The sequence below is a fragment of the Rhodococcus sp. 14-2483-1-2 genome, assembly GCF_002259405.1.
Lineage (GTDB): Bacteria > Actinomycetota > Actinomycetes > Mycobacteriales > Mycobacteriaceae > Rhodococcoides.
Map to the genome: position 1 here is coordinate 869031 of NZ_NPFW01000022.1, position 26710 is coordinate 895740.

Below are 26710 nucleotides of genomic sequence, written 5' to 3' on the forward strand. Positions count from 1 at the left end.
TCGCCGTGGTGGCTGAGCCGGCATCTGCCGAAGCGCTGCGAGAAAGGCTGGTCACGTGTGGCCTCCTGATCGGTGTGTGGACCGAACATAGGAAAGCCATGTTGCAGCGGCGCTGCGTGCGATGACTCGGAAGATTAACTCGGTCTCACGCGATCACGGGCACCGACGTGAGATGAAGCGTCAACGGTCGTCGTGCGTCACCAGGTGTCTTCGAGCATCCTCGGTCGGCAGCACAGGAACCCTCCGACCAGCAGAACCGCCACACACCCGGTCAGCAGCACCAACGAGAGTCCCCATCCACCGGACTGCGTGTGCAGCAGCCCGAACAGAATCGGACCGGTCGAGGACACCACGTAACCCAGTCCCTGAGTGAACCCCGACAGCGAGGACGATCCCACCGCGGTACGCGTCCTGAGGTTGATCAGCGTCAGCGACATCGGGAAGGTCATCGTGCCCAGCCCGACCAGGCACACCCACACGACCGTACCGGCGGCAGGCGACCAGTGCAGACCCGAGAAGCCACCGAAATAGCAGACCGCGGCGACCACCACGAGGCCGAACGGATTACGCACTCGCGCACAGAGAGTCGGCGCGGCCAGCGACGTGACCAAGCCCATCGCGCCGAAGGCCGCGACAGAAGCACCGGCCAAGCCTTCTCCGATCCCCGCATCGATCAACAGCGTCGGCAACCAGGTGAGCATGGAGTACGTGATCAGGGAGGTCATTGCGAACATCATCACCATCCCCCACGCCAGCGAGGATCGATGAATTCGGCCGCTCGGTTCCACGCGCACCGCGGCCGATCCGGACTCGGCCGAGACGTCCTTCTCGTCGTGGCCGCGTCGGGCCACCACCACACCGAGCCACGGCAGTGCGGCCGCGACGCCGACCACGGCCCAGATCCCGATGGACACACGCCATCCGTGCGCGTCGGCGATGGGTACCGCGAGCAGCGGCGGGACCATGGTGCTGATCTGCATGACGCAGATGTAGACGGTGCTCACCACAGCGAGACGATCGGAGAAGTACCGCTTGACCAACGGCGGGATGACGACGTTCCCGATTCCCATTCCCGCGAGGGCGATCGCGGACAGGGCGAGCAACGAGGCGGTGTTCGGCGCGAATGCACGGGTGGCCATGCCGATGGTGGTCAGTGCCATGGCCAGCAGCGCAGCTCGCTCGAGACCGGTGCGCTTGGCGAGAAACGGTGTTGCCAGACCGAACACGGCGAACATCGCCGGGGGCAACATTCCGACGACGCCGACAACCGTGTCGCCGAACTCGAGGTCGGTGCCGATCCTGCCGAACAGCGGGCTGATCGAGGTCACTGCCGCCCGCAGTGTCAGGGCTGACAGAACGATCGCGGAGAAGACGAGAATTCGCCCGCGCAGGAGCGAGGTACCGACGGTTCGGGCGGCGGGGACGGTAGGCGCACTCACCGCGTAATCATAGGATGACCGGATCATTGGGTGCAAAGCATTACTATCGACGCTGCAACGTCCCCGGCATGAGGAGCCCACGTGCGGCAGGTCCAGCGATCGAGCCTGATCTCCCAGGTGACGGCTGCGCTGCGCGAGGAGATCACCTCGCAGCGATGGCCGGTGGGTACCCGCATTCCCACGGAACCCGAACTGTGCGAGATGACCGGCACCGGGCGAAACACCGTGCGTGAAGCAGTGCAGGCACTCGTCCACGCAGGCATGGTCGAACGCAGGCAGGGTTCGGGCACGTTCGTCATGACGTGCTCCGACCTGGGCGGAACCTTGGGCAAGTACTTCTCGGACGCTCGGCACCGCGACGTCACCGAGCTACGCGAGACACTGGAAGTCACCGCGGCGGCTCTTGCAGCCGACCGACGCGACGACGACGACATCGTCGCGATGCTGAGCGCGCTGGCCGATCGCAATGCGGCGTGGTCCGACGAAACGCCGCTGGCGGATGCCGTTCGGATCGACGCACGGCTGCACCGCGCCATCGTCGCGGCCAGCCACAACGCCATCTATCTGGAGTTCTACGATTCACTGCTGCCGGTGATCCACGACGCCATGCGCCACCATGCGATCGAGCACGACGACGATTACATCGACGAACACACCACACTCGTGGCGGCGGTCATCGACGGCGACGCCGCCCGCGCGATGCATGCCGCTCGATCTCTGTTCCACGAACTCTCCGAATCACCGGCTCGCGCAGAGGAACTCCCGGCTCGCGCAGCAGAACTCACAGAATGAGGCGCACCAGATCTGCTGTTCGTGCCAAGCCGGGGAAGGCCTCCGACGTCGAACGTGGGTGAAGCGCGTGCACTGCGAGACGAAAGATCAACGCGCGCAACAACATCTGCGGCCATTCCGGTAGATCGTCCCAGCGGCCGACCAGACCGTCGTCGGCGTCACCCCAGGAGAGGGCGTCCACCACGGCCACCCCGGCAGCCCACGGCGCGGGACGCCAGTACGGGGTGATGTCACTGATTCCGGGGGCATCGCTTCCGGAGAACAACACCGTTCCGAACAGATCACCGTGCACCAACTGATCAGGCGACTCGACCGGCTTGCGTAGTGTCGCAAGCTGTTTGACCAATTCCAGGCTGCTCTTGCCATCGCTGGACGACGGCTCGGGTGCGCCTGCACCGCGAGCCGAGCGCAGCGGGACCGCCTCCCATGCAGCTCTGTCGGCAGCAACGAACACGTCCACGTCGGCCCACGGCGCCACGGGCGGCTGAACCAGGAATCGGGGTCGCTCGAGTTGCGCGGTCGCCGCATGCAACCGCATCGACAACGAGATCACCTCATCGTGACGGGGCTCCGGTTCACCGGCGACGAACGTGTCCGCTCGCCAGCCCGACACGACGTAACGGCCGTCGGTGGAACGCACCGGTCGGGCGAGACGAACCCCGTCCACGGTCAAGGTCTCGCGCACCTTGGCCGACCACGCGGCGCGAGCATGGTCTGCCACCGGAGACAGCACGACGTCGCCCAGACGCCATCCACCGTCCCAGTCCGCGCCGAGAGGTGCAGGCTCGACATCGCGCAGCCCGAACGTAGAGATCACGTGCTGAGGAGGTTCGACAGAGCTCACGAGCGCCACGCTACCGCCGATCGCGGTGCCACTGCGAACGACGCGCACACACGGACCACATCAGTACATGGGCAGACCGGGATCGATCTGCTTGGCCCACTCCACTATTCCGCCGTGCAGATGGGAGGCGTCCGAGAAACCGGCACCGACGAGGGCAGAGAGCACCTCTGCGGACCTGATGCCGGTTTTGCAATAGAGCACGATGGGGATGTGCTGCGGGAGATCTGCCATCGCGGCCCCCGACAGAATTCGATCCTTGGGTATCGAACGCGCACCGTCGATGCGGACGATGTCCCACTCCACCGGCTCACGCACGTCGATCAGGGCAACCTCGCGACCGGACTGCATCATTGCGTGCAGCTCCGCCGGGGTGATCGACTCACCGGTGGATTCGGTGGCCGGGACCACTCCGCAGAATGCCTCGTAATCGATCAGCTCGGTGATCGGCGTTCGATGCGGGTCCCGAGTCAGACCGACGGTTCGATAGCTCATGGCCAGGGCGTCGTAGATCATCAAGCGACCCAGCAACGTCTCGCCGATTCCGGTGATCAGCTTGATGGCCTCGGTGACCATGACCGACCCGATCGACGCGCACAGCACCCCCAGCACCCCACCCTCGGCGCACGAAGGCACCATGCCCGGCGGCGGAGCCTCGGGGTACAGGTCGCGATAGTTGATGCCTGCGTCGCCGGGGGCCCGATCCCAGAACACCGACACCTGCCCCTCGAACCGGTAGATCGAACCCCACACGTACGGGATTCCGACCAGGGCAGCCGCGTCGTTGACGAGGTATCGGGTGGCGAAGTTGTCGGTCCCGTCGAGCACGAGGTCGTACTGCCGAAAGAGCTCGAGCGCGTTCGACGAGTCGAGTCGAACACGGTGCAGCGCCACCTCGACGCCGTCGTTGAGTTCGAGAATCGAGTCCCTGGCGCTGTCGGCCTTCGGACGACCCACGTCGGATCGGCCGTGAATGATCTGCCGTTGCAGGTTCGACAGTTCGACATCGTCGAATTCCACGATGCCCAGAGTTCCGACACCGGCAGCTGCGAGATACAGCAGCGCGGGTGAACCCAGTCCCCCGGCACCGACGACGAGCACGCGGGCGTTGCGCAGTCGCTTCTGACCGTCGGTTCCGACACTGGGAATGATCAGGTGCCGGCTGTACCGCGCGACGTCCTCGGGCGTCAGTTCGCCTGCGGGTTCGACCAGCGGAGGTAGGTGGACCACGACGCAGCGACGCTCCTCGACTCGACACGGCGGCCGGTGACCCGATCGCCTCGTTCGAATCTAACTCAGCCCGTCCGACTCTCGACCGATCAGCCTCGCGGGTAGGGCCACGGATTGAATCGGCACGTCTTGCCGTCCATGGGCACGACGCCCGCCGGGTCCAGTCGCGCGATGTCGTCGTTGGACGTCCCGAACGTCTGCTGCATCATCACTGGGGCGAGCCCGCCGTCGGTCTCGCACGGTTGGTGCTGCTGATAACCGATCGCGTGGCCGACCTCGTGGTTGATCTGGTACTGGCGGTACGAGCCGATGTCGCCCTGGAACGAGATCGCCCCGCGCACCCATCTCGGCTCGTTCAGCACCACTCGCTCGATGCCGGGGTTGTAGCAGGACACCTCGAGTTGGATGTCGTAGCCACAGGCCTGCCGGATCGACATCTGCGACGTCAGCGAGATCCTGAAGTCGGGATCGCCCTGATCGATTCGACGGAATCCGAACCGTGGGTCGTTCGTCCAACTCTTGGGATTGGCGAGGGTCTGATCCACCAAGCGGCCGAACGACTCGTCGCCGCCGAACCCGACCGTGTCCACGCCGTCCTCGACCTCGACCGTGTAGGTGAACACCCGTTCGGTCCCCTGCCCCACCTGCTCGGTGGTGCCAGGCACGGTGTGCCACGTTCCGGCTCCCTGGACTGCGAACGGACCACCGTCGGGCAGCTCACCCGACGAGACCGACGCCGCGAAATTGCCGTCGGCCTGCGGCGGCACGCCGATGATTCCGGTGCCCGACGTCGTATCCGAACTCAAGGTGCCGAATCCGGGATCGGCGTTGGTGGACTGCGCGACAGTGCCGGTGACGGGGTCACCGGTGCGCACGGCATCGAAGACGACGAGTGCGGTCACCACGATCAGAATCGGCACCGCGTACGCCCGCCATCCGTAGGTGGACGCGAACTTTCCGAGCTTGCTCTGCTTCTTGACGTCGCGTTCCGGACGACGACTGCGCTGCTTGACCTCGCGTTGTGTCGGGTCCCACTGAGCGCGGAGCGGTTGATGCGACCCGCGACTTCCCACGGTGCGTGGGTAATCGTCCGACCGATCGTCGTACCCCTCGTCGACGCCGCCCGACTGCACACCACCGCGGATACGCGGCCCGCCTCGGTCAGTCACTCGCTCACGATCTCACAATCCTCACCGCCCGCCGCTCGGCACGCCGATACCGGGACGGGAACTATCGGGTTTCAGGTACGAAAACATCGTACGAACAAACCGCTCGACGTGATCCGGTATTGCCCACTTTCCGCAACGGTCCCCCAGGATCCCGTGAGTGAAGGCAGCCACGCGTATCGTTGCCCGTGATCTGCGCTACGAGCGGTCCGAACCGACGGCCACCCGCCGGAAGTTCATGCCGGACAGTTCGTTGTCGAACCAAGACGAGCGCAGTTGTCGACGCGGATGGGAACAGAATTCATGACAGATCTCGACGACCGGCGGTCTTCCGACCGGCCGGCCACCACCGGCAATCGCCGCAGCGCACGGTTGCCGCGCGATGCCCGTCGGGCGCAACTGCTCGCTGCTGCGAGCGAAATATTCGTGACCCGCGGATATCACGCGTCCGGAATGGACGAGATCGCCGAATGCGCGGGCGTCAGCAAGCCGGTCCTGTACCAGCACTTCCCCGGAAAGCTCGAGCTGTACCTGGCGGTGCTGCAGAGCTACGTGGACACCCTGATCGCAGGAGTACGCCAGGCCCTGCGCTCGACCACGGACAATCGGCAGCGCGTTCGTGCTGCGGTGCTGGCGTTCTACGACTTCGTCGACACCGACACTCAGGGATTCCGGCTGGTCTTCGAGTCCGATCTGATGGGCGACCCGCAGGTCAACTCTCGCGTCGAGCAGGCAACCGAAGCGTGTGTCGACGCCGTCTTCGACCTGGTTGCCCACGACTCCGGACTCGATCCCTACCGGGCCCGCGTGCTGGCCGTCGGTCTGGTCGGTGCAAGCCAGTTCACCGCTCGGTACTGGCTCGAGGCCGACCGGCCGATTTCCAAGGAAGACGCCGTCGACACCACGGTGTCGCTGGCCTGGGGCGGTCTGTCACACGTGCCCCTGCAGTCACCGTAGATACCGACCCACGAACACGACACGCCCCTCACTCGATTCGAGTGAGGGGCGTGTCGTGCGTTCCGAGCAGTCTCAGGCGGTCGCGAATCCGACCTTCCGAGCATCGGACGGACCGATCTCGACGTACGACACCTTGGAAGCCTGGATCAAGAACTTGCGTCCCTTCTCGTCCTCCAACGACAGCACTCCGTCCTTACCGGCGAAGGCGGTCGATACGAGCGCTTCGACCTCGGCCGGGGACTGCGTGCTGTTCACGACGAGCTCACGGGAACTCTCCGAAACACCGATCTTGACCTCCACGGTCAACCTCCGAACTCTCGACAACTCTGCTCACGCCAGGCTAGTGCAGCGGGGTCGAACCAGACGCCCGACGCCCTGTGCTGTCAGCGAACACCGCCCTGTGCTGCCGGCGAACACCGGCCACAGCGGTCAGTCCAGTCCGAGTGAGGACATCCGTTCCGCGTGCTGTTCCTGCATGCGGTCGAACAGTGCGACGACGCCGTTGAGGTCTCCCGACGCGGTGATGACGAGATCGGTCAGTGACTCGCGGCGCGCGAGCACGAACTGCGCCTGGGTGATGGCCTCGCCGAGCAGACGACGACCCCACAGCATCAGTCGCGCTTTCTCCTGCGAGCTCGCGCGAACCCGGTCGGACACCTCGTGCACCACGAACTCCGAGTGCCCGGTCTCGGCGAGCACGTCGCGAACGATCTCGGCCACGTCGGGGTCGAGACTGTGCGCGATCTGCCGGTAGAAATCGGCCGCGATGCCGTCTCCCACGTATGCCTTGACCAGTGACTCCAACCACGTCGACGGAGTCGTCGACTCGTGGTACTCGTCCAGGGCGCGAACGAACGGGTCCATCGAGGCGTAGACGTCGAGACCGCGGTCCGACAAGGCCTTCTGCAATGTCTCGAAGTGGCTCATCTCTGCAGCCGCCATGCTCGCGAGCGCGACACGACCCTCCATGGACGGAGCCATCCGAGCGTCGTCCGCCAGGCGATAGAACGCAGATATCTCGCCGTATGCGAGCACCGCGAACAGATCCGGGATACCGGGGTGATCGTGCGCGATCGCCGGCTCGACTCGGTCCGACTCGATGAGCGTGGTGGGTGAAACTGAGGACGACGGCTCCGACGAATGGGCTCCCATGCGGCAATCGTAGTCCCGTGCCCGACGCCTCGTCTCGGCGCGCGCCGGACCCGCCGTGACCTGCCGACAATGGAGAAATCCGTTCGGCAAGCTACCATGGTGCTCGATCGTCGCTCGCGGACCGATGAAACGGACCGAAGAATCACGCGACGGTCATCGATAATGTGTGCGCACCTGATCCGGGTCGCCTCGACAGCTTCGCCGCAGCGGACATCGCAGTTCGCGGCCGCGCTGAGGCTGACGGCGACATCACATCGGATCGAGGGCATCGACTTCGGCCGGCAATAGGCCTATGCCCTTCCTCGTGCGCACGTTCGACCACGAGGAAGGCCAGTCCCCTGAGCAAGATAGTCATCGACCAAGAGTCCGACACCGGCGACACCACGCTGTCGGCGCAGCTGGACGACACGCACGTACCCCCCACTTTCGCCGAGCTGAACGTGGATCCCTCCATCGTTCGCGCGCTCTCCGAGATGGGAATCGAGCGCACGTTCGCCATCCAGGAGTTGACGCTGCCACTCGCCATCGCGGGCGACGACCTCATCGGTCAGGCACGCACCGGAATGGGCAAGACGTTCGGCTTCGGTGTTCCCCTGCTGCACCGACTCGCCACGGACAACTCCGGCACCTCCCCGCTCGACGGCACCCCCCGCGCCCTGGTGATCGTGCCGACCCGTGAACTGTGCGTTCAGGTCAGCTCCGACCTCGAGAACGCGTCCAAGTACCTCAGCGGCGCGAACGGTCCCGTCAAGGTGCTCTCCATCTACGGTGGCCGTCCGTACGAGGCGCAGATCAGCGCGCTGCAGAACGGCGTCGACGTCGTCGTCGGTACCCCGGGCCGTCTGCTCGACCTCGCCAAGCAGAACCACCTGATCCTCGGCAAGGTCGGGGTCCTGGTTCTCGACGAGGCCGACGAGATGCTCGACCTCGGGTTCCTCCCCGACATCGAACGCATCCTCGGCATGGTGCCCGACAAGCGTCAGACGATGCTCTTCTCGGCCACGATGCCGGGTCCGATCATCACCCTGGCCCGGACGTTCCTGACGCAGCCGACGCACATCCGCGCCGAAGAGGCCGAGTCCTCGGCCGTCCACGACCGCACCGCCCAGCACGTCTACCGGGCCCACGCCCTGGACAAGGTCGAGATGGTCGCCAAGGTCCTCAAGGCCGAGGGTCGCGGCGCGACGATGGTGTTCACCCGCACCAAGCGCACCGCCCAGAAGGTCGCCGACGAATTGGCCGAGCGCGGATATTCGGTCGGTGCCGTGCACGGCGACCTCGGCCAGGTCCAGCGTGAGAAAGCCCTCAAGTCGTTCCGAACGGGCAAGATCGACGTTCTGGTGGCGACCGACGTCGCAGCACGCGGTATCGACATCGACGACGTCACCCACGTCATCAACTACCAGTGCCCCGAGGACGAGAAGACCTACGTGCACCGCATCGGCCGCACCGGCCGTGCAGGACGCACCGGCATCGCGGTCACTCTGGTCGACTGGGACGACATCCCCCGTTGGCAGCTGATCGACAAGGCTCTCGATCTCGGCATGCCGGATCCGGTCGAGACCTACTCGAGCTCACCGCATCTGTTCACCGACCTCGGTATCGCCACCGACGCCACCGGCACCGTACGCAAGGCACCCTCGCGCGCCCCGGAGAAGACGGACGAAGACGGCGAGGCGACAGCAGCGCCTGCGGCCGACGCGTCGACGGCGACCAAGCCGCGCCGCTCGCGCAGTCGCCGTCGCACCCGCGCAGGTCAGGACGGCGACAACGCCGCCGCCACCTCCGTCGCATCGGCCGATTCCGCACCAGCCGCGAATTCGGTTGCCGAGCAATCGGATACGTCGGATGCGGGGTCCACAGGCACGGTGACGAAGACTGCTCCGCGCCGCCGCAGGCGTCGTCGCCCCAGTGGATCGTCCGCCGATGCCGGACCGTCGACTGCGAGCGCATCGGAGTAATCTCCCGCCGTGCTGGCTCCAGAACGTCGGACGAGAACCGACCTCGTCGTCGCCGCCGTCATCGCAGTGGTCGTGGTGGTTGCCGCGAGCATCGCGTGGTTCACCGGTGATGCTCGCGGAACTACATCGATGCCGGCCGACGAGCCACTGCCTCAGGCCGAACCCGCAGCCGCGGTGCCTACGGCGCTCACCGAATTGTGGCGCGCGCCGAGCGCAGCAACGGATTCGACGCGAACCCCGCTTCCTGTCGTCACCGGATCCACGGTGGTGACTGCGGACGGGGGCTCCGTCCTCGGCCGTGATCCACGGTCCGGTGAGCAATCCTGGTCGTACACACGCGATCTCCCGCTCTGCTCGGTGGTCGCGTCGTGGAACACCGCAGTCGCGGTCTACCGCGACGACCGCGGCTGCTCTCAGGTGACCGAACTCGCCGGAGCAACCGGAGAACGCAAGGCACAACGCACATCCGACGCCGACGATGCGATCCGACTGTCCTCCGATGGCACGTACGTGACGTCGAGGGGCGACACCCGCATGGAGCTGTGGCGGTCGGACATGGTTCGCACCCTCGAATACGGTCGCGTCGATGCCCCGGTCAATCCGGGCAGTCAGCCCAGAACCGGGTGCACGCTGCTGTCCTCGGGGTCGACGAACGCACGGACGGCCGTACTGGAACAGTGCCCGGGAGAGACTGCGGCCCGATTGTCACTGATCAATCCAGCACCCAAGGACGCGAGCGAACCCGAGGAGTACGGGTCGACGGTGGTACCGGAACTCGTTCCCGGACCCGACGCACCGACTGCCGGGCGGATCATCGCGATCACGGGCAACATCGTCGCGCTGTACATCCCAGCGGAGAACGGCGCGCCCGACCGGGTGGGACTCTACGACGACACGGCCGCGAAGATATCCGAATTCATTCTCCCGGCCGTCTCCTCCCCTACCCGTGCCTCTCCGAATGTGCCTGCGACGAAGGCAGGTTCGGTGCTCACCTGGTTCACCGGTGCCGGGGTCCAGGCGTTCGATGCCAACAGTCTCGGTCCTCTGTGGACCGTCCCCGGAGCCCTCGGAAGTGGAGCGGTCATGGCCGGCCGACTTCTCGTACCCGTGCCCGACGGCATCTCGGTGGTCGATCTCGCCACCGGCGCCTCGACGGCCGACATTCCGGTCGACCGAGGCGATTACGACGGACCGATACAGATGTCGGTGATCGGTGATGTGGTCGTCGAGCAACGCGGTTCCGACGTGGTCGCTCTCGGCTGACTCGCCGGCACGGGCCTCGGTCTACTCCGCCGGATCGTAGGTCTTGAGATCGGCTCCGCCGTCCCAGTACGCCAACAGATTCTCGGCGAGTTCTCGATAGGCCTGCGCGCCCTTGTTCTTTCGGCCCGAGAGTACCGTCGCGCCCGATGCACTGGCCTCGGCGAAGCGTACGGTTCGCGGAATCGGCGGCGCGAGAACCGGCATCGAATAGCGGTCCGAGACATCGCCGAGCACATCCCTGCTGTGCGTGGTGCGGGCGTCGAACAGTGTGGGAAGGGCACCGAGCAACGCCAGATCGGGGTTGGTGATCTGTTGTACCTCGGACACCGTTCGCAACAGCTGCCCGACCCCGCGATGCGCGAGAGTCTCGCATTGCAGAGGCACGAGCACCGACTGTGCGGCGGTGAGGCCGTTGAGGGTCAGCACTCCCAGCGACGGCGGACAATCGATGACGACGACATCGAAATCCTCGAGGATCGGTGCGAGCGCCCGCTTGAGTGCGAATTCGCGACCCGCACGCATCAGCAGCAACGCTTCCGCGCCGGCGAGATCGATCGTCGCCGGCAGCAGCACGATTCCTTCCGCGGTCTCGATCAGTACGTCCTCGACCTTGGCATCCCCGGTCAGCACTTCGTGGACCGAGGAATCGAGCTTGTCCGGGTTGTGTCCGAGCGAGAACGTCAGACAGCCCTGCGGATCGAGGTCGACCACCAGGACTCGTCGATCGAGAGCATGCAGCGCAGCCGCGAGCGAAGCCACCGTGGTGGTCTTGGCGACGCCGCCCTTCTGATTCGCTACCGCGAGAATTGTCGTCACGGCCCTGATCCTTGCCTACATCGAGCCGATGAGCGAGGGTTCGGCATCTCTCGGGCGCGTCAGTGCAGCGCGACCGGTGCCGCGGACCGCTCGGTCACGTGCTTCGTTCGGGGCAGGAAGAAGGCGGGAACGAACGTGAGGACGATCAGAACCAACGCAACCATGAAGGTGGTGCCGAAGGCCCTCGCCGAGATGTCGAAGGCCTCGACCTGGCTGGTCGCGGTCAGTGCGGGCTTCTGCTGAGCGGTCAGCACCACCGACATCAGCGCAGTACCGATCGACCCGGCTGCCTGCTGGACGATGTTCATCAACGTCGAGCCGCGTGCAACCGTCTCGTCGGTCAACGTCTGCAGAGCAGCCGTCATGATGGGCATCATCGTCGAACCGAGGCCCAGTCCCATGACGAACAGTGCGCCGATGAGCAGTGAGTAGGAGGTGTCGGTGCCGACCTGCGTGAACACCGCCATTCCTGCGGTGATGAACACCATGCCCACCAGCACGATCCTGCCAGGACCGAACTTGTCGGCGATCACTCCGGCGATCGGCATCGCGATCATCGCGCCGATGCCCTGTGGTGCGAGCAGCAGCCCGGCGGTCAACGTCGTTTCGCCGCGAAGCAGGAAATAGCTCGGGAACAGCAGACCCGCGCCCATGAAGGCGACCATGAAGAGCGTCGTGGTGATCACGGCCACGGTGAGCGATCTGTTCCCGAACAGCCGTAGATCGATCAGGGGATGCTGCACGCGCAGGGCATGGAATACGAACAGGACGATCAGCACGAGCCCGACGATGACCGGGACCAGCACCTTGACCGCGAGAACGGTTTCGGTTTCGACGACCGAGGACGCGCCGTAGAGGAACAGCGCCAGGCCTGGCGAGAGCATCAGCATGCCGCGGAAATCGAAGGACTCGGACGGAGTCGGGTTGTCCTTGGGGAAGATCATCACGGCCGCGATCAGGGCGAGGATGCCGATCGGCAGGTTGATGAGGAAGATCCAGTGCCAGCTCGCTGCCTCGATCAGCCAGCCGCCCAGGATGGGCCCTGCGATCGGCCCGATGAGCATCGGTACACCCAGCACGGCCATCACGCGCCCGATCCGCTCCGGGCCGGCGGCGCGCGTCATGATCGTCATGCCCAGTGGCATCAACATGCCACCGCCGAGTCCCTGCAGCACTCGGAAGACGATGAGCGACGTGATGTCCCAGGCGAAGCTGCACAGCACCGAACCGAGAACGAACAGCACCAACGCAGTGATGTAGAGGCGCTTGGTTCCGAACCGATCGGCAGCCCACCCGGTCAGCGGTATGACGGTGGCCAGGGCGAGCGTGTAGCCCGTCATCGTCCATGCGGCGTTGGCGTAGGTGGTGTCGAAGACGTCGGTGAACGTTCGGAGCGCGACGCTGACGACGGTCACGTCGAGTATGGACATGATGGCCCCGAGCACAACCACCCCGGCGATCTTCAACAATGCGCCGTCGAGCTTCTCCGGTGCATCGGACGACGCGGGCATCTGCAGGTCGGTCATGGTTCTCCAGGTCGATGAGAAGGAGCTGTGAGGCAGGCCGGGGCGCACGACGGGCAGTGCTGCGTCGCCCGAGAGGGGGAAGATTCGAGACGAATGTAACCGGCCGGTAGGTCTGTACTCAATCGACAAATCGGACACATCCGCAGACCACCTATGACAAGGGCCACATCCGTACGGCAGGCATGATCGTTGGATGACCACACACGGCGGCGTCGAGGCAGGCAGAGTCGTTCTACTCCGACACGGCGAGACCGAATGGGCGCTGGCCGGTAAGCACACCGGCAACACCGACGTTCCTCTCACGAGTACCGGCGAGCAACAGGCCGTCGAGGCCGGATCGCTCCTCCGACTACTGAACCTGCGCGATCCATTGGTGATCACCAGTCCGCGCGAGCGCGCCCGTCGAACAGCCGAGCTCGCGGGCCTGCAGGTCGATCGAACGTGGGATTCGTTGTCGGAGTGGGACTACGGCGACTACGAGGGCATCACGTCGACGCAGATCCACGAGACGGTGCCGCACTGGACCGTCTGGACTCATCCGTGTCCGGGTGGCGAGTCCATCGGCGACATCGCCGTGCGCGTCGAACTGGTGCTCTCGGTCGTCCTGCCGTTGTTGAGCGGCCGCGACGTCGTACTGGTCGGCCACGGCCACTTCTCGCGTGCACTGATCGCCGGCTGGACCGAGGCCCCCATCACCGAGGGCAAACGCTTCGCCCTCTCGCCCGCCGCGTACTCGTTGCTGGGATTCGAGCATTCGTTTCGCCAGCTCGTCGCGCACAACGTGCACCCTTCGATTCTCACCGCTGCCACGGCACCGAAAGGAAATCCACGATGATTCGCCGCGCCACCGAGGCCGATGTTCCCGCCATCACCGCTCTCGTGCACGAGCTCGCCGCCTACGAGAAGTCGTCCTCGCTGTGCACCGTCCGAGACGAGCAGCTTCGCTCTGCGCTGTTCGGAGCCCAGCCGTCCGTGTTCGCGCACGTCGCCGAGCACGAGGGGACGGTGGTGGGGTGCGCGGTGTGGTTCTTGAACTTCTCCACGTGGGACGGAGTCAACGGAATCTATCTGGAGGATCTCTACGTGCAGCCCGCTGCGCGAGGAGGAGGCTTCGGAACCGCCCTGCTCGCCGCGTTGGCCGCCGAGTGCGTCGATCGGGGGTACACGCGGTTGGCCTGGTCGGTTCTGGACTGGAACACTCCGTCGATCGGCTTCTACCGATCGCTCGGGGCAGAGCCACAGGACGAGTGGACCACGTTCCGCCTGACCGAGGATGCATTGGCCGACCTGGCGATTCAGGCGCGTTGAACGACTACGTCACCGGAGGTCGTCGTCGACGTCGCTGTACTCGGCGGCCATCCACCGGGAGGACGGCGGGCTGAACAGCAACACGAGCACGCCGACGACCACGACTCCGAGGGCGACGCCGTAGACGGTCTGATGCGATCCGGTCAACAGCGACCACACGACGGGCAGCAGCAGGAGCTGTACGACGGTGGCGATGGATCGTCCCCAGCGTTTTCCGAGGAAGAGGGCCACGCCTGCCGCCCCGACTCCGATGCCCAGGACGCCGAACCACCCCGCGGTGCCGTACCCGTTGGCCACGGCGTTGTCCCCTTCTCCGGAGAACGCTCGGACGAGCAGGACGATCGCGGCCACCAACGACGCCGCGCCCTGCGCTGCGACGAGCGCCCCGGCGGATCGAAACGTGGCCGGCGGGGTGAGGTTCTCGGGTGAGGTGGACACGCGACCAGCCTAGGCAACCGGGAGTGAAGCCCGCGGAACGACCCTGGGCCGAGAGTGGAGCCTGCGGAACGACCCAGGTGACCGGAGTGAAGCCTGCGGAACGACCCAGGTGACCGGAGTGAAGCCTGCGGAACGACCCAGGTGACCGGAGTGGAGCCTGCGGAACGACCCAGGTGACCGGAGTGGAGCCTGCGGAACGACCCGGTTAGTGTCAGTCCTCGTGCGTGCGCTGCTGATCGTCAATCCCAATGCGACTTCTACGACGGCTGCGGCTCGGGATCTGTTGGCTCATGCGTTGTCGAGCCGGGTGCGGGTGACGGTTGCGCAGACGACCCATCGTGATCATGCGTCGGAGCTTGCTCGGGGTGCCCGTGAGGACGGGATGGGTCTGGTGATCGTTCACGGTGGTGACGGGACGGTCAACGAGGTGATCAACGGTTTGCTCGGGGTGCCGTTGCCGACGTCGATGCAGGCTGTGACGATCGGTGCGATCCCTCCGATCGCGGTCGTTCCCGGCGGTAGTGCGAATGTGTTCGCTCGTTCGCTCGGTATCGAGGCGGATCCGGTGGCGGCGACGAATCAGTTGATCGGGCTGCTCGATGCGCGGGCGCGGCGGACGATCGGGTTGGGGCACTGCGACAATCGTTGGTTCACGTTCAATGCGGGCATGGGTCTGGATGCCGACGTGTGTCGGGCGATCGATGCCAGTCGTAAGGATGGCAAGCCGGTGTCCGCGACGCGCTATCTGCGGTCGGCAGTGCAGGAGTTCTTCAAACACAAGCGGCGGCCGGCTCGGTTGACGGTGGAGGTTCCGGGTCAGGATCCGTTCGAGGGTGTGCATTATGCGTTCGTGTCGAATTCGAGTCCGTGGACGTATTTGAACGCCAGGCCGGTGCACACCAATCCGGGTACCGGTTTCGATTCGGGTCTGGGAGTGTTCGGCATGCGCTCGACTGCGTTGTTCCCTACCTTGCGGGTGTCTCGCCAGTTGCTTGCGAAGGGTGCAGAACCGAAGTCTCGCAAGCTGATTCGAATCGACGATGTGCCGAGTGTCAGAATTTCCTCGACAGAGCCGGTCGGTCTGCAGATGGACGGGGACTACTTGGGCGAACGCACCGAGGCCGAGTTCTTCTCCACTCCCGACGCTCTGGAAGTGGTTGCGCCGAGCATGTGAGGGTCGCAGACATAGAGCCCCTACTGCGACGCAGAGCGCACTTTCTGTGAAATCACGAGCGAAATCTGCTCACTCGGGGTACAAAGGAGCGCAGAAGGCTAAAGCGAGCCTAACAGAGTGAGCTTGACCACGGTCACGCGCGTACCCCTTGACTTCACCTGAGTTCGTGAAAGCATTCACAAGCAACAGTGCGGAAACATTGGTTACCCACTCGTGAACAGAAGAGAAACGAAACGGCGCTTCGGCGCCCGGTAAGGAGCAGAGGATGGACTGGCGCCACAAGGCTATTTGTCGCGATGAAGATCCGGAACTATTTTTCCCGGTGGGAAACAGTGGTCCGGCGCTCGCGCAGATCGCCGATGCCAAAGTCGTCTGTACTCGGTGCCCCGTCACCGCTGAATGCCTGTCCTGGGCACTCGAATCCGGCCAGGACGCAGGAGTATGGGGCGCAATGAGTGAAGACGAGCGCCGTGCACTCAAGCGACGCAACGCACGTACGCGCGCACGCAGCTCCGTCTAGGACGCTTACGCAGCAATCAGCAGGGCCCGGTATCCACCAAGCGGATACCGGGCCTTCTGCGTTCCTCGGACCTCTTGTGTTCCACGGGCCGTCGACGAGCGCGTTACGCACTGTTCACAGAACGTGCATCAGGGCCTCGGCACACGCCGTCCCAGAGGAACCCTCAACATCGCGTCGGTTCCCCCACCCGCCGACGGATGCAGACCGAGCGATCCGTTCAGTTCCACCGACACGAGCGTGCGCACGATCTGCAGCCCGAGACCCTCCGAGCGTTCCAAGGAGAACCCTGGGGGCAACCCACGCCCGTCGTCGTGGATGACCACGTCCAGCCACTTCGCGGACCGGTCGGCTCCGATTCGGACGACACCGGCCGACCCGGCGTCGAATCCATGCTCCATCGCGTTCTGCACCAGCTCGGTGAGGACCATCACCAACGGCGTAGCCCGTTCGGCCGAGAACACTCCGAGTTTGCCCTCGCGCACCACTCGAACCCGCGGATTGACCGTCGCTACGTCCAACATGATCGGCACCAGACGATCGACGATCTCGTCGAGGTCCACTTCCTCGTCCACCGACATCGACAGCATTTCGTGCACGAGTGCAATGGACGTCACCCGACGGACCGACTCGGACAACGCCGTCCGCGCTTCCTCGTTCTCGAGTCGCCGCGACTGCAATCGCAACAATGCCGCCACCGTCTGCAGGTTGTTCTTCACTCGATGATGGATCTCCCGGATCGTCGCATCCTTGCTGAGCAGAGCACGATCGCGTCGCTTCACCTCGGTGACATCGCGGATCAGCACTGCCGCACCGGCCGACCTCCCCCGGGGCTGCAGAGCCAGCGTGCGCACCAGAACGGTGGCACCACGTGCGTCGACCTCCATCCGGTGGCCCACGTTGCCGCTGAGCGACGACCTGATGTGGTCGGACACCTCCTGTGAGTCGAAAGGGTCCGTGACCAGAGACCGGGTGACCGAGGCCAGATCTCGACCGGACAACTCCGTCGTCAATCCCATCCGGTGGTACGCCGAGAGCGCATTGGGACTGGCGTAGTCCACCCGGCCCTCGGTGTCGACGCGGATGAATCCGTCGCCTGCCCGCGGGGACGAGTTCACATCGGTGCGCTCCTCCGGGGTGGGAAAGGTCCCCTCACTGATCATCAGACACAGGTCGTCGGCACATTCTCGATACGCCACCTCGAGCGCGCTCGGCGGTCGCAGCTGGGCGGGATTGGTGTCGCGGGTCAGCACCGCGATGACGTGCTCTCCGCAGCGCACCGGAATGCTCTCGGTCCGCGTCACCACTCCTCCGTGCACGATTTCCCGCTGCTGCAGCGCGACCATCACGTCGGGGTGCTCGGATTCGGAGATCGTCGTTCCCACGATGTCGTGAGTGAAGACCGTGGGCGCGGTGGTCGGCCGGCACTGGGCCACACACAGCACATCCGCGGTTCCACTGGACACGTCGTCGGTGCCGACCCACAGCAGCACGTCGGCGAACGACAGGTCGGCCAGCAGCTGCCACTCGCCTACGACCCGTTGAAGGTGGTCTACCGCGACGCCGGGGAGGTCCGTGTGTTCGGCCAGAAGGTCACTGAGGGTCGACACGAGATCTCACGTGACCGTTGCTCAGGAGACGACGGCGATGAGGTCGCCCTGCTGAATGACGTCGCCGACAGCGACGTCCACCGACGTGACCGTCCCGGAGGTCTCGGCCAGCACGGGAATTTCCATCTTCATCGATTCCAGGATCACGAGGGTGTCACCGACTTCGACGGCGTCGCCTCGGGCCACGACCACCTGAAACACCGTCGACACCATCTCCGCGCGAACGTCCTCGGACATCGGCGAACCCCTCTCTCACGTCACCACGAACTGCGCTGGACACCCATCGGAGACCAGGCCCGTCACAGTAAGCCAATCACACGTGGGAGACTGTAGTGAACAAACGAGAGGAGCCCATCATGGGAAAGCGTGGACGTAAGAAGCGTGCTCGTAAGGGCAACAAGGCCAACCACGGCAAACGTCCGAACAGCTGACGGTTTGCCACAAGCCGCGAGGGGCCGAGAAGCAACTGCTTCTCGGCCCCTCGTCGTTGTACGACCTGCGACTACTCGGAGTCGGTCTGGCGAATCAACACGGTCCGTCGAATCTCGACGCTGAGTCGTTCGCGCAGCCCGGCGGGTGCCTGGTCTCCCCCGCACTTGCGCGAGATCAGCCGCTTGACCTTCTCTTCGATTCCGTAGGCCTCGAAGCAGGATCCGCATTCGTCGATGTGCTTCTGCAGACGGGACCGGCTCGCCTCGTCACATTCGTTGTCGAGCATCACCCATACGTCCGCGATCACTGCCGAGCAGTCGAGGCGCTCGAACTGTGCGTCGCCGTCGGCTCCGCCGTCGATCTTTCCGGTGCCCGTCACTGGACTACCTCCTGCTCGTGCCGGTCGACTGCGCCGTCCCGGTTGAAACCTCGCTCACGCGCGACCCCAGCCAGTAGGCCCCGCAGTTGCTTGCGTCCGCGGTGCAGACGCGACATCACCGTGCCGATGGGAGTGCCCATGATCTCGGCGATCTCCTTGTACGGGAACCCCTCGACGTCGGCGTAGTACACGGCCATCCGAAACTCTTCGGGAAGAGACTGCAACGCTGCTTTGATGTCGTCGTCCGGCAGCGCGTCCAGGGCCTCGACCTCGGCGGAACGTAGGCCCGTCGACGTGTGTTCGGCGGTGGCGGCGAGCTGCCAGTCACTGATCTCGTCGGTCGGGTACTGAGCGGGCTGACGCTGCTTCTTGCGGTAGGAGTTGATGTAGGTGTTGGTGAGAATTCGGTACAGCCACGCCTTGAGGTTCGTGCCCTCACGGAACGATCGGAACGCCGAGTAGGCCTTCACGAACGTCTCCTGAACCAGGTCCTCGGCGTCGGCCGGGTTACGCGTCATTCGTAGAGCTGCGCCGTAGAGCTGATCGAGCATCGGCAACGCGTCGCGCTCGAAGCGCTCGGTCAACTCTGCCTCGGTCTCGGCAGCTCTGCGCTCCGCGATCGCCTTCTCGTCGTCCACGTCAGCGACGGGATTGCTGGCTTCTGTCACGCTGATCCCTTCGATAGCTTCCACCGCCCAGGCTACCGCGCCCGAAGTCGACTTCTGCGAAGAGATCACCCCCTTCAACGCGAGGGGCCGTCCCGCGGTCAGCACTGCCATTCGTCATTCCTTCCGCCTGCATGCGTATCTGTTGTTGCACAACACGGCGTCGCGCCGCCGTGTTCCCGCCGGGTCGCTAGAGTCCCGTGAATGGCTGCGTCCACACCCGCTCTCGCGCTGCTCACCGCACGAAAGGTGGCCCACACCGTGCATTCGTACGATCACGATGCACGGGCGCAGTCCTACGGCGAGGAGGCGGCACAGATCCTCGTCGACAGGCTCGGCGTTCGTCCCGAACAGGTCTTCAAGACTCTCGTCGTCGAACGCGCGGATCGCACGCTGGCGGTGGCCATCGTCCCGGTGACCGCGATGCTCTCGCTCAAGGCCGCGGCCGTCGCTCTGTCCACCCGAAAGATCACCATGGCCGACAGGGCTGCCGCCGAACGCTCCTCCGGGTACGTCTTCGGCGGTATCTCACCTCTCGGCCAACGCAAATCCCTGCCGACCGCGATCGACGTCTCGGCCCTCGATTTCGAGACGATTCTGTGCAGTGGAGGTCGACGCGGGCTGGAGATCGAACTCGCACCAGCCGATCTGGTCCGACTCACACGCGCTACATCAGCGCCCATCGCCGCGCGCTGATCCCGAATGAGAGAAGATGGACGGGTGAGCAATTGGACAGCCCCCGCCGCCGTCGCACCCGTCGACGCGACAGTCACTCTGCCCGGATCGAAATCGATCACCAATCGCGCACTGATCATCGCCTCGCTCGCCACCGGTTCCTCGACGATCACCGGTGCCCTGCGCAGCCGTGACACCGATCTGATGATCGACGCCCTGGCAACCTTGGGTATCGAGATCGTCGCCGCGGACGACGACAAGACGGCGTTGCGTGTGACTCCGGCACCGCTGCACGGAGGAGCCGTGGAGTGCGGACTGGCGGGCACCGTCATGCGCTTCGTGCCGCCCCTGGCTGCGCTCGCCGCAGGCGAGGTGTCGTTCGACGGCGACGAGCAGGCACGTATCCGTCCGCTCGACACGATCCTCGACGCTCTTCGCGCGGTGGGGGCCGAGATCGACGGCAGCGCGCTGCCGTTCACGATGCGCGGCACCGGCTCGCTGCGCGGCGGATCCGTCGACATCGACGCCTCCGGCTCCTCGCAGTTCGTCTCCGGTCTGATGCTCTCCGCGGCGGCATTCGACGAGGGAATCGAAATCCACCACATCGGCAAGCCCGTTCCGTCCATGCCGCACATAGACATGACCGTGGACATGTTGCGGCGGGCCGGGGTGCGCGTGGACACCCCCGAGACCGGTGGAGACGCGAACACCTGGCGGGTGCACCCGGGTCCGGTCGCACCCATCGAGTGGAGCATCGAGCCGGACCTGTCCAACGCCACCCCCTTCCTCGCTGCAGCGGTGGTGACGAAAGGCCGAGTGCGCGTACCGAATTGGCCCGAATCGACCACTCAGCCCGGCGACGTCTTCCGCGAGATACTCGCGCTGATGGGAGCTCGGGTGGACCTGACAGCAGGAATTCTGACTGTCGAGGGCCCGGATACGTTGCACGGCATCGACTTCGATCTCCACGATGTCGGCGAGCTGACGCCGACGGTCGCGGCACTGGCCGCACTGGCCGAAGGGCCGTCGATTCTGCGCGGCATCGCCCACCTGCGCGGCCACGAGACCGACCGACTCGCTGCACTGACCACCGAGATCGTTCGACTGGGTGGGAGCGCGGTCGAAACCGACGACGGCATCCGAATCGATCCGGTGCCGCTGCACGGAGGAGTCTGGCACTCCTACGCCGACCACCGCATGGCCACCGCAGGCGCGATCATCGGACTGCGTGTACCCGGCGTGGAAGTGGACGACATCGGCACCACCGCCAAGACCCTCCCTGGCTTCGAGATGCTGTGGGACGCAATGTTGTCCGCATCCACACCCAGTGGGGTCGGCTCCTGACCGCGCGCCGGTACGACGAGTCGGACGTTCGTATCCGACCGGGCAAGAGTTCGCGTCCACGCACCAAGACTCGACCCGAACACAACGACGCCGAAGCAGGCATGGTGGTCTCGGTCGACCGCGGAAGATGGGGCTGCGTCCTCGGCGGCGACCCGTCTCGTCCGGTTGTGACCATGCGCGCCCGTGAGCTCGGTCGAACTCCGATCGTGGTGGGAGACGAGGTCGGTATCGTCGGAGATCTGTCGGGCAAGGTCGACACTCTGGCCCGAATAGTGCGCGTGGCCGAGCGGCGCACGGTGTTGCGTCGCACCGCCGACGACACCGACCCGTTCGAGCGCGTGGTGGTGGCCAACGCGGACCGACTGCTCATCGTCGCGGCGCTCGCGGACCCACCGCCTCGCACCGGCTTCGTCGAGCGCGCACTCGTGGCCGCGTACGTCGGTGGACTCGAACCCGTTCTGTGCCTGACCAAGAGCGATCTGGCCGACCCCGAAGAATTCACCGCGGCCTTCGCCGATCTCGACGTACCGGTGGTGCTGGCGGGTCAGTCCGAGGACCTCACGGAGCTGACCGCCATGCTCACCGACAACGTGACCGCTCTCATCGGGCATTCGGGCGTCGGAAAGTCCACGCTCGTCAACAGATTGGTGCCCGACGCCTATCGCGCCACCGGAGTGGTCTCGGGCGTCGGGAAGGGTCGTCACACCTCGACGCAGTCGGTGGCGCTACCGCTGCCCGGCGGCGGTTGGGTGGTCGACACTCCCGGCATCCGGTCGTTCGGCCTGGCGCACATCTCCCCCGAGAACGTCGTCGCGGCGTTCTCCGATCTGGCCGATACGATCGAGAACTGTCCGCGCGGATGCACACATCTCGGCCCACCGGCAGATCCCGAATGCGCCCTCGACTCACTCACCGGAGATCCGGCCCGTCGCGTCGCGGCCGTGCGCCTGCTCCTCGAGGCCGTTCGAACGAACGAAGCCTGGTAGCAACGAATTCCGTTTCGGAACAGGTTGCCACCAGGCTCGAACTCGGCGGAGGGCTTACGCGGCCCTACCGACCAGCCGACGAATTCCCTTGCGCTTCTTCGTTTCTGCGATGGCGGTGCGCAGACCACGACGCTTGCCGGTCTCGGGATCGACGGTGAACAGGCCGGCGGGAGCATCGGCCCACTTGCGCTCCGACGCGGTCTCGGGGGCGTCGTCGCTCGTTGCCTTCAAGTACTTGTTGGGCAGCGACAGCTTCGCGATGGTGCGCCACGACAGGAAGTACTGGTGCACGATCGAACCGGTCGTGTACGGCAGGTCGTACTTCTCTGCCAGTTCGAGCACTCGAACCTTGATCTCCCGCAGGCGGTTGCTGGGGAGGTCAGGGAACAGGTGGTGCTCGATCTGGTAGCACAGGTTGCCGCTCATGAACTCCATGACGGGACCGGCATTGAAGTTCGCGCTGCCGAGCATCTGACGCAGGTACCACTGGCCCTGAGTCTCGCCCTCCATGTCGGACTTGGTGAACTTCTCGGCACCGTCGGGGAAGTGTCCACAGAAGATGACGGTGTTGGTCCACACGTTGCGCATCATGTTGGCGACGATGTTCGCGGTCAACGTGCTCTTCCAGGCGGGACCGGTCAGCAACGGATGGAGGATGTAATCCTTGCCGATCTGCTTTCCGACCTTCTCGAGCACCTCGCGCCGCTTCTGCTCGAATTCCTCGCGCGGCACCCGGCCCTTGGCCACCTTGCCCAGTTCGAGGTGCTGAAGCGCCACTCCGTACTCGAAGAACAACTGCAGCAGCAGGTTGTAGACGGGGTTGCCGATGTTGAAGGGCTTCCACCGCTGATCGCGGGTGACGCGGAGCAGACCGTAGCCGACGTCGTCGTCCATGCCCAGCACGTTGGTGTACTTGTGGTGGATGTAGTTGTGAGTCTGCTTCCAGTGAGCCGACGGCCCCGTGTTGTCCCACTCCCACGAGGTGGAGTGGATCTCCGGGTCGTTCATCCAGTCCCACTGGCCGTGCATGACGTTGTGGCCGAGCTCCATGTTCTCGATGATCTTCGCAACCCCGAGCATGGCGGTGCCGACGAGCCACGCGGGACGCCTGCGACTGGCGAAGAGCACGGCCCGGCCACCGATGTCGAGGGATCGCTGCAAGCGAATGGTGTTCTTGACGTACCGGGCGTCGCGTTCACCGCGGGACGCTTCGATGTCACGCCGGATGGAGTCGAGCTCGTGGCCCAACGCCTCGATGTCGGCATCGGTCAGATGCGCGTATTCTTTGACGTCCGTAATCGCCATGGGAAACAACCTCCTGGCAGTCGTGAACACACAGCTCGCGTATCAGGCCATGTGCAAGTCCGTCACCTACCGTATCGTAACTTACGGTCCCGTAGGTTACGGACGGAAATCTGTGTGACGATTCACAACGGAACGCGGTCGCCCGAAGGACGGAGAGCTTTGGCCTGACGCTTGGCTTCCTTTTTCGCGTTGCGCAAGCTCACGCGCGCCTCCTGCATTGCCGAACGCAGGCCTCGACGCTGCCCGGTGAGCGGATCGATCCGGAGCGCATGGACGGCGGGCGAATCGCCGACCCGCCATCGCCGCTCGGACGACGTCTCGGGAGCGTTGTCGGACGTAGCGCGCAACCACGAGTCGGGCAGCGACAACTTGTGGATGGTCCGCAGCGCCAGCAGGTACTGCTTGCCGAGCGACCCCGTGGTGTAAGGCAAGTCGTACTTCTCGCACAGAGCGTGCACCTTCTCGGCGATCTCCGAGTACCTGTTGCTCGGCAGGTCCGGGAACATGTGGTGCTCGATCTGGTAGCAGAGGTTGCCGCTCATGAACGCCATGACGGGACCGGCCTCGAAGTTCGCACTGCCCAGCATCTGACGCAGGTACCACTCGGGCCGTGTCTCGGTCTCGAACTGGCCGATCGTGAACTTCTCTGCTCCGTCGGGGAAGTGACCGCAGAAGATCACCGCGTACGCCCACAGATTCCGGACCAGGTTGGCGGTGGCGTTGGCGGTCAACGTGGACTTCCACGCCGGGCCGGACAATGCCGGGAACAGGACGAAGTCCTTACCGACCTGCTTGGCGATCTTGCGGGCGAAGGCGCGGCTCGCCGGAGACTTCAGCAGACCCTTCTCGTCCTCGCCGTCCAGCTGCTTCTGCGCGTCGTAGTCGTGCAGTGCGATGCCCCACTCGAAGGTGGTGGCCAGCACGATGTTGGCGAGCGGCTGAACGAGGTTGATCGGCTTCCACGGCTCGTCGCGGGTCATGCGCAGGATGCCGAAGCCGATGTCGTCGTCCATGCCGACGATGTTGGTGTACGTGTGGTGCGAGTAGTTGTGAGCGCGTTTCCACTGCTCCGACGGTCCGGTCTGGTCCCACTCCCACGAGGTGGAGTGAATTTCCGGATCGTTCATCCAGTCCCACTGCCCGTGCATCACATTGTGGCCGAGCTCCATGTTCTCGATGATCTTGGCGACACTGAGCATCGCCGTACCTGCGATCCAGGCCGGCCGATACTTGCTGCCGAGCAGCACCGCGCGGCCACCGAGCTCGAGCAGCCGCTGCAGCCTGATGGTCCGACGGATGTATGCGGCATCGCGCTCGCCGCGGCTGTCTTCGACGTCTCGACGAATCGCATCCAGTTCACGACCGAACGCTTCCATGTCCGCTTCGCTGAGATGAGCGAACTCTTTGATGTCGGTGATGGCCACCGGGTCCTCCAACAGTTGAGTGCAGTGCCCGAAATTCGGGTTTCGACGTGGGCAACCTACGTAAGCGTAACCGAACAGCCTGAGAAGGCTGTGTGCGAAAAACAGACCTACAGTTCCAATGTGCAGTCGCCCGCAGCTGCAGAAATGCACGTCTGGACGCGATCGCCTTCGCTGTGTTCCTTGCCGGATCGCAGGTCGATCACATGCCCTGCCGTCAACGGCACCACACACGTCTGGCAGATACCCATCCGGCAACCGAACGGCATCTGAACTCCGACGTTCTCGCCGGCCTCGAGCAGACTCGTCGCACCGTCGACGGTGGTCTTCTTGTCCGACTTGGAGAACGTGACGGTACCGCCTGCACCCGAGGTGTCGGCTCGCGAGATCTCGAATCGCTCCAGATGAAGCCGGTCCTCGATACCCTCACGCTTCCAGGTCTTCTCGATCTCCTCGAGCAGTGCTGCCGGGCCGCACGCCCAGGTGTCGCGCGTGCGCCAGTCGGGATAGAGCTCGTCGAGCGAGGCGAGTGCGAACTTGCCGTCCGATCGAGTCAGCTGCACGTGCGAGGTGAAGTTGGGATGAGACTTCTCCAGCGCGGCGATCTCGGCGGCGAACATGACTTCGTCCTCGGTGGGTGCCGAATGGATGTGCACGGTGTCGGGCATGTCGCCGTGCCGGTCCAATGCCCGCAGCATCGAGATGATCGGGGTGATGCCGCTGCCTGCGGTGACGAACAAGATCTTGTTCGGCGGCGGCACGGGCAGCGCGAAATTGCCCTTCGGGGCGGCCAGCCGAACGATGGTTCCCTGTGGCACACCGCCGACGAGGTGCGAGGAGAGGAAGCCCTCCGGCATCGCCTTGACGGTGATGGAGATCAGCTTGTCTTCCCAGTTCGGTGGGGAGGTCAACGAGTAGGAGCGCCAGTGCCATCGCCCGCCGAGGTGCAACCCGATCCCGATGTACTGGCCGGGCCGGTAGTCGAAATTGAAGCCCCAACCCGGCTGGATCACCAGGGTCACCGCCGTGGCGGTTTCCTTCTCCACTCGCACGATGCGACCGCGGAGTTCGCGTGCCGACCAGAGAGGATTCGCCAGATGCAGGTAGTCGTCGGGCAACAAGGGAGTGGTGATGCGGGTGAACGCACCACGCACCATGTTCAACCTCGGACGCCTGGGGGCCGATACACCGGCCGCCGGAGCCTCCAGCCACTTCTTCAGATCCATCGGGTGTTCCATCCCCTCGATCGAGATACTGAACCGCTTGCGGTCATCGAGGTTACGCTACCGTAGGTTCGGGTCCGGGAACACCTG

Annotated in this window: 28 protein-coding genes; 12 read left to right on the plus strand and 16 right to left on the minus strand. The window is 64.9% G+C overall.

The features are described from left to right. Positions 1-197 precede the first annotated feature (197 nt). On the minus strand, positions 198-1439 hold the full coding sequence (locus CH295_RS25085) for an MFS transporter (RefSeq protein WP_052047594.1): 1242 nt from the start codon (positions 1437-1439) through the stop codon (positions 198-200). A gap of 81 nt (positions 1440-1520) precedes the next feature. On the opposite strand from CH295_RS25085, the gene CH295_RS25090 reads away from it, so the two are divergent. Beyond that, a complete protein-coding gene (locus CH295_RS25090) occupies positions 1521-2231 on the plus strand; it encodes a FadR/GntR family transcriptional regulator (RefSeq protein ID WP_094742138.1) in 711 nt (236 codons plus the stop codon). Here CH295_RS25090 and CH295_RS25095 read toward each other — a convergent pair. From CH295_RS25095 to CH295_RS25105, 3 genes are all read right to left on the minus strand, one after another. Then, on the minus strand, positions 2221-3075 hold the full coding sequence (locus tag CH295_RS25095; RefSeq protein ID WP_037190242.1) for a TIGR02569 family protein: 855 nt from the start codon (positions 3073-3075) through the stop codon (positions 2221-2223). The two genes, CH295_RS25090 and CH295_RS25095, sit on opposite strands and share 11 nt — an antisense overlap. 60 nt (positions 3076-3135) lie before the next feature. Then, the gene (gene moeZ / locus CH295_RS25100) at positions 3136-4302 is read right to left on the minus strand and encodes an adenylyltransferase/sulfurtransferase MoeZ (RefSeq protein WP_094742139.1); all 1167 of its coding nucleotides are present in this window, start codon (positions 4300-4302) and stop codon (positions 3136-3138) included. Positions 4303-4391: 89 nt separating this feature from the next. Beyond that, the gene (locus tag CH295_RS25105) at positions 4392-5471 is read right to left on the minus strand and encodes a DUF3152 domain-containing protein (RefSeq protein ID WP_170946051.1); all 1080 of its coding nucleotides are present in this window, start codon (positions 5469-5471) and stop codon (positions 4392-4394) included. A 300-nt stretch (positions 5472-5771) separates the two neighbouring features. Here CH295_RS25105 and fasR point away from each other — a divergent pair, with 300 nt between their 5' ends. Continuing rightward, a complete protein-coding gene (fasR, locus tag CH295_RS25110; protein WP_037190243.1) occupies positions 5772-6425 on the plus strand; it encodes an HTH-type transcriptional activator FasR in 654 nt (217 codons plus the stop codon). 72 nt (positions 6426-6497) lie between these two features. Here the strand turns inward: fasR and CH295_RS25115 are convergent, their stop codons facing one another. Beyond that, a complete protein-coding gene (locus CH295_RS25115) occupies positions 6498-6725 on the minus strand; it encodes a DUF3107 domain-containing protein (RefSeq protein WP_032397679.1) in 228 nt (75 codons plus the stop codon). A 129-nt stretch (positions 6726-6854) separates the two neighbouring features. Then, a complete protein-coding gene (locus CH295_RS25120) occupies positions 6855-7577 on the minus strand; it encodes a ferritin-like fold-containing protein (protein WP_037189874.1) in 723 nt (240 codons plus the stop codon). 440 nt (positions 7578-8017) lie between these two features. Here CH295_RS25120 and CH295_RS25125 point away from each other — a divergent pair, with 440 nt between their 5' ends. Next, on the plus strand, positions 8018-9538 hold the full coding sequence (locus CH295_RS25125) for a DEAD/DEAH box helicase (RefSeq protein ID WP_230596229.1): 1521 nt from the start codon (positions 8018-8020) through the stop codon (positions 9536-9538). 9 nt (positions 9539-9547) lie between these two features. Further along, positions 9548-10801, plus strand: a complete 1254-nt coding sequence (locus tag CH295_RS25130; protein ID WP_094742140.1) for an Rv3212 family protein — start codon at positions 9548-9550, stop codon at positions 10799-10801. Between the two features lie 21 nt (positions 10802-10822). Here the strand turns inward: CH295_RS25130 and CH295_RS25135 are convergent, their stop codons facing one another. Together CH295_RS25135 and CH295_RS25140 are read right to left on the minus strand one after the other, a co-directional pair. After that, entirely contained in the window at positions 10823-11617 is a 795-nt protein-coding gene (locus tag CH295_RS25135; protein ID WP_037189876.1) for a ParA family protein, read from the minus strand. Positions 11618-11676: 59 nt separating this feature from the next. Continuing rightward, on the minus strand, positions 11677-13143 hold the full coding sequence (locus CH295_RS25140; RefSeq protein ID WP_094742141.1) for a DHA2 family efflux MFS transporter permease subunit: 1467 nt from the start codon (positions 13141-13143) through the stop codon (positions 11677-11679). A 193-nt stretch (positions 13144-13336) separates the two neighbouring features. On the opposite strand from CH295_RS25140, the gene CH295_RS25145 reads away from it, so the two are divergent. Both CH295_RS25145 and CH295_RS25150 read left to right on the plus strand, forming a co-directional pair. Continuing rightward, positions 13337-13978, plus strand: coding sequence for an acid phosphatase (locus CH295_RS25145; protein WP_052047540.1), 642 nt, complete (start codon positions 13337-13339; stop codon positions 13976-13978). After that, positions 13975-14451, plus strand: coding sequence for a GNAT family N-acetyltransferase (locus tag CH295_RS25150; protein ID WP_094742142.1), 477 nt, complete (start codon positions 13975-13977; stop codon positions 14449-14451). Before CH295_RS25145 ends, CH295_RS25150 begins: the two co-directional genes overlap by 4 nt. A gap of 9 nt (positions 14452-14460) precedes the next feature. On the opposite strand, the gene CH295_RS25155 is transcribed toward CH295_RS25150, so the two are convergent. Beyond that, positions 14461-14889 carry a hypothetical protein gene (locus CH295_RS25155; RefSeq protein WP_037189885.1) on the minus strand — a complete coding sequence of 143 codons (429 nt, stop codon included), beginning with the start codon at positions 14887-14889 and terminating at the stop codon, positions 14461-14463. 220 nt (positions 14890-15109) lie between these two features. Here CH295_RS25155 and CH295_RS25160 point away from each other — a divergent pair, with 220 nt between their 5' ends. After that, positions 15110-16063, plus strand: coding sequence for a diacylglycerol/lipid kinase family protein (locus CH295_RS25160; protein WP_094634141.1), 954 nt, complete (start codon positions 15110-15112; stop codon positions 16061-16063). A gap of 265 nt (positions 16064-16328) precedes the next feature. Continuing rightward, a complete protein-coding gene (locus tag CH295_RS25165) occupies positions 16329-16583 on the plus strand; it encodes a WhiB family transcriptional regulator (RefSeq protein WP_032366305.1) in 255 nt (84 codons plus the stop codon). Between the two features lie 128 nt (positions 16584-16711). Here the strand turns inward: CH295_RS25165 and CH295_RS25170 are convergent, their stop codons facing one another. Together CH295_RS25170 and CH295_RS25175 are read right to left on the minus strand one after the other, a co-directional pair. Beyond that, complete coding sequence (locus CH295_RS25170) at positions 16712-18190, minus strand: sensor histidine kinase (RefSeq protein ID WP_037189891.1); 1479 nt, start codon at positions 18188-18190, stop codon at positions 16712-16714. 21 nt (positions 18191-18211) lie between these two features. Further along, on the minus strand, positions 18212-18427 hold the full coding sequence (locus tag CH295_RS25175) for a biotin/lipoyl-binding carrier protein (RefSeq protein ID WP_037189892.1): 216 nt from the start codon (positions 18425-18427) through the stop codon (positions 18212-18214). Between the two features lie 119 nt (positions 18428-18546). Between CH295_RS25175 and CH295_RS28620 the strand changes: the two genes are divergently transcribed. After that, on the plus strand, positions 18547-18621 hold the full coding sequence (locus CH295_RS28620) for a 50S ribosomal protein bL37 (protein WP_370878772.1): 75 nt from the start codon (positions 18547-18549) through the stop codon (positions 18619-18621). A 71-nt stretch (positions 18622-18692) separates the two neighbouring features. Here the strand turns inward: CH295_RS28620 and rsrA are convergent, their stop codons facing one another. Both rsrA and CH295_RS25185 read right to left on the minus strand, forming a co-directional pair. Continuing rightward, positions 18693-19001: a mycothiol system anti-sigma-R factor gene (rsrA, locus tag CH295_RS25180; RefSeq protein WP_255137416.1), complete on the minus strand. Its 309-nt coding sequence runs from the start codon at positions 18999-19001 to the stop codon at positions 18693-18695. Next, positions 18998-19780 (minus strand): sigma-70 family RNA polymerase sigma factor, encoded by a 783-nt coding sequence (locus CH295_RS25185; RefSeq protein ID WP_094634140.1) that lies wholly within the window; start codon positions 19778-19780, stop codon positions 18998-19000. The genes rsrA and CH295_RS25185 overlap by 4 nt, the downstream gene beginning before the upstream one ends. 90 nt (positions 19781-19870) lie before the next feature. Between CH295_RS25185 and ybaK the strand changes: the two genes are divergently transcribed. Genes ybaK through rsgA form a run of 3 tightly spaced genes read left to right on the plus strand, consistent with a single transcriptional unit; the run spans position 19871 to position 22671 of the window. Continuing rightward, positions 19871-20362, plus strand: coding sequence for a Cys-tRNA(Pro) deacylase (gene ybaK / locus CH295_RS25190; protein WP_094742143.1), 492 nt, complete (start codon positions 19871-19873; stop codon positions 20360-20362). 6 nt (positions 20363-20368) lie between these two features. Further along, positions 20369-21685 carry a 3-phosphoshikimate 1-carboxyvinyltransferase gene (aroA, locus tag CH295_RS25195; RefSeq protein WP_094742144.1) on the plus strand — a complete coding sequence of 439 codons (1317 nt, stop codon included), beginning with the start codon at positions 20369-20371 and terminating at the stop codon, positions 21683-21685. Beyond that, positions 21637-22671 (plus strand): ribosome small subunit-dependent GTPase A, encoded by a 1035-nt coding sequence (gene rsgA / locus CH295_RS25200; RefSeq protein ID WP_170946052.1) that lies wholly within the window; start codon positions 21637-21639, stop codon positions 22669-22671. Before aroA ends, rsgA begins: the two co-directional genes overlap by 49 nt. Before the next feature lie 54 nt (positions 22672-22725). Here the strand turns inward: rsgA and CH295_RS25205 are convergent, their stop codons facing one another. The 3 genes from CH295_RS25205 to CH295_RS25215 all read right to left on the minus strand — a co-directional run bounded on the left by CH295_RS25205 (position 22726) and on the right by CH295_RS25215 (position 26623). Next, complete coding sequence (locus tag CH295_RS25205; protein WP_037189901.1) at positions 22726-23976, minus strand: fatty acid desaturase family protein; 1251 nt, start codon at positions 23974-23976, stop codon at positions 22726-22728. 122 nt (positions 23977-24098) lie between these two features. After that, on the minus strand, positions 24099-25400 hold the full coding sequence (locus CH295_RS25210; protein WP_094742241.1) for a fatty acid desaturase family protein: 1302 nt from the start codon (positions 25398-25400) through the stop codon (positions 24099-24101). 107 nt (positions 25401-25507) lie between these two features. Beyond that, entirely contained in the window at positions 25508-26623 is a 1116-nt protein-coding gene (locus CH295_RS25215; RefSeq protein ID WP_037190255.1) for a ferredoxin reductase, read from the minus strand. Between the last annotated feature and the right edge of the window lie 87 nt (positions 26624-26710).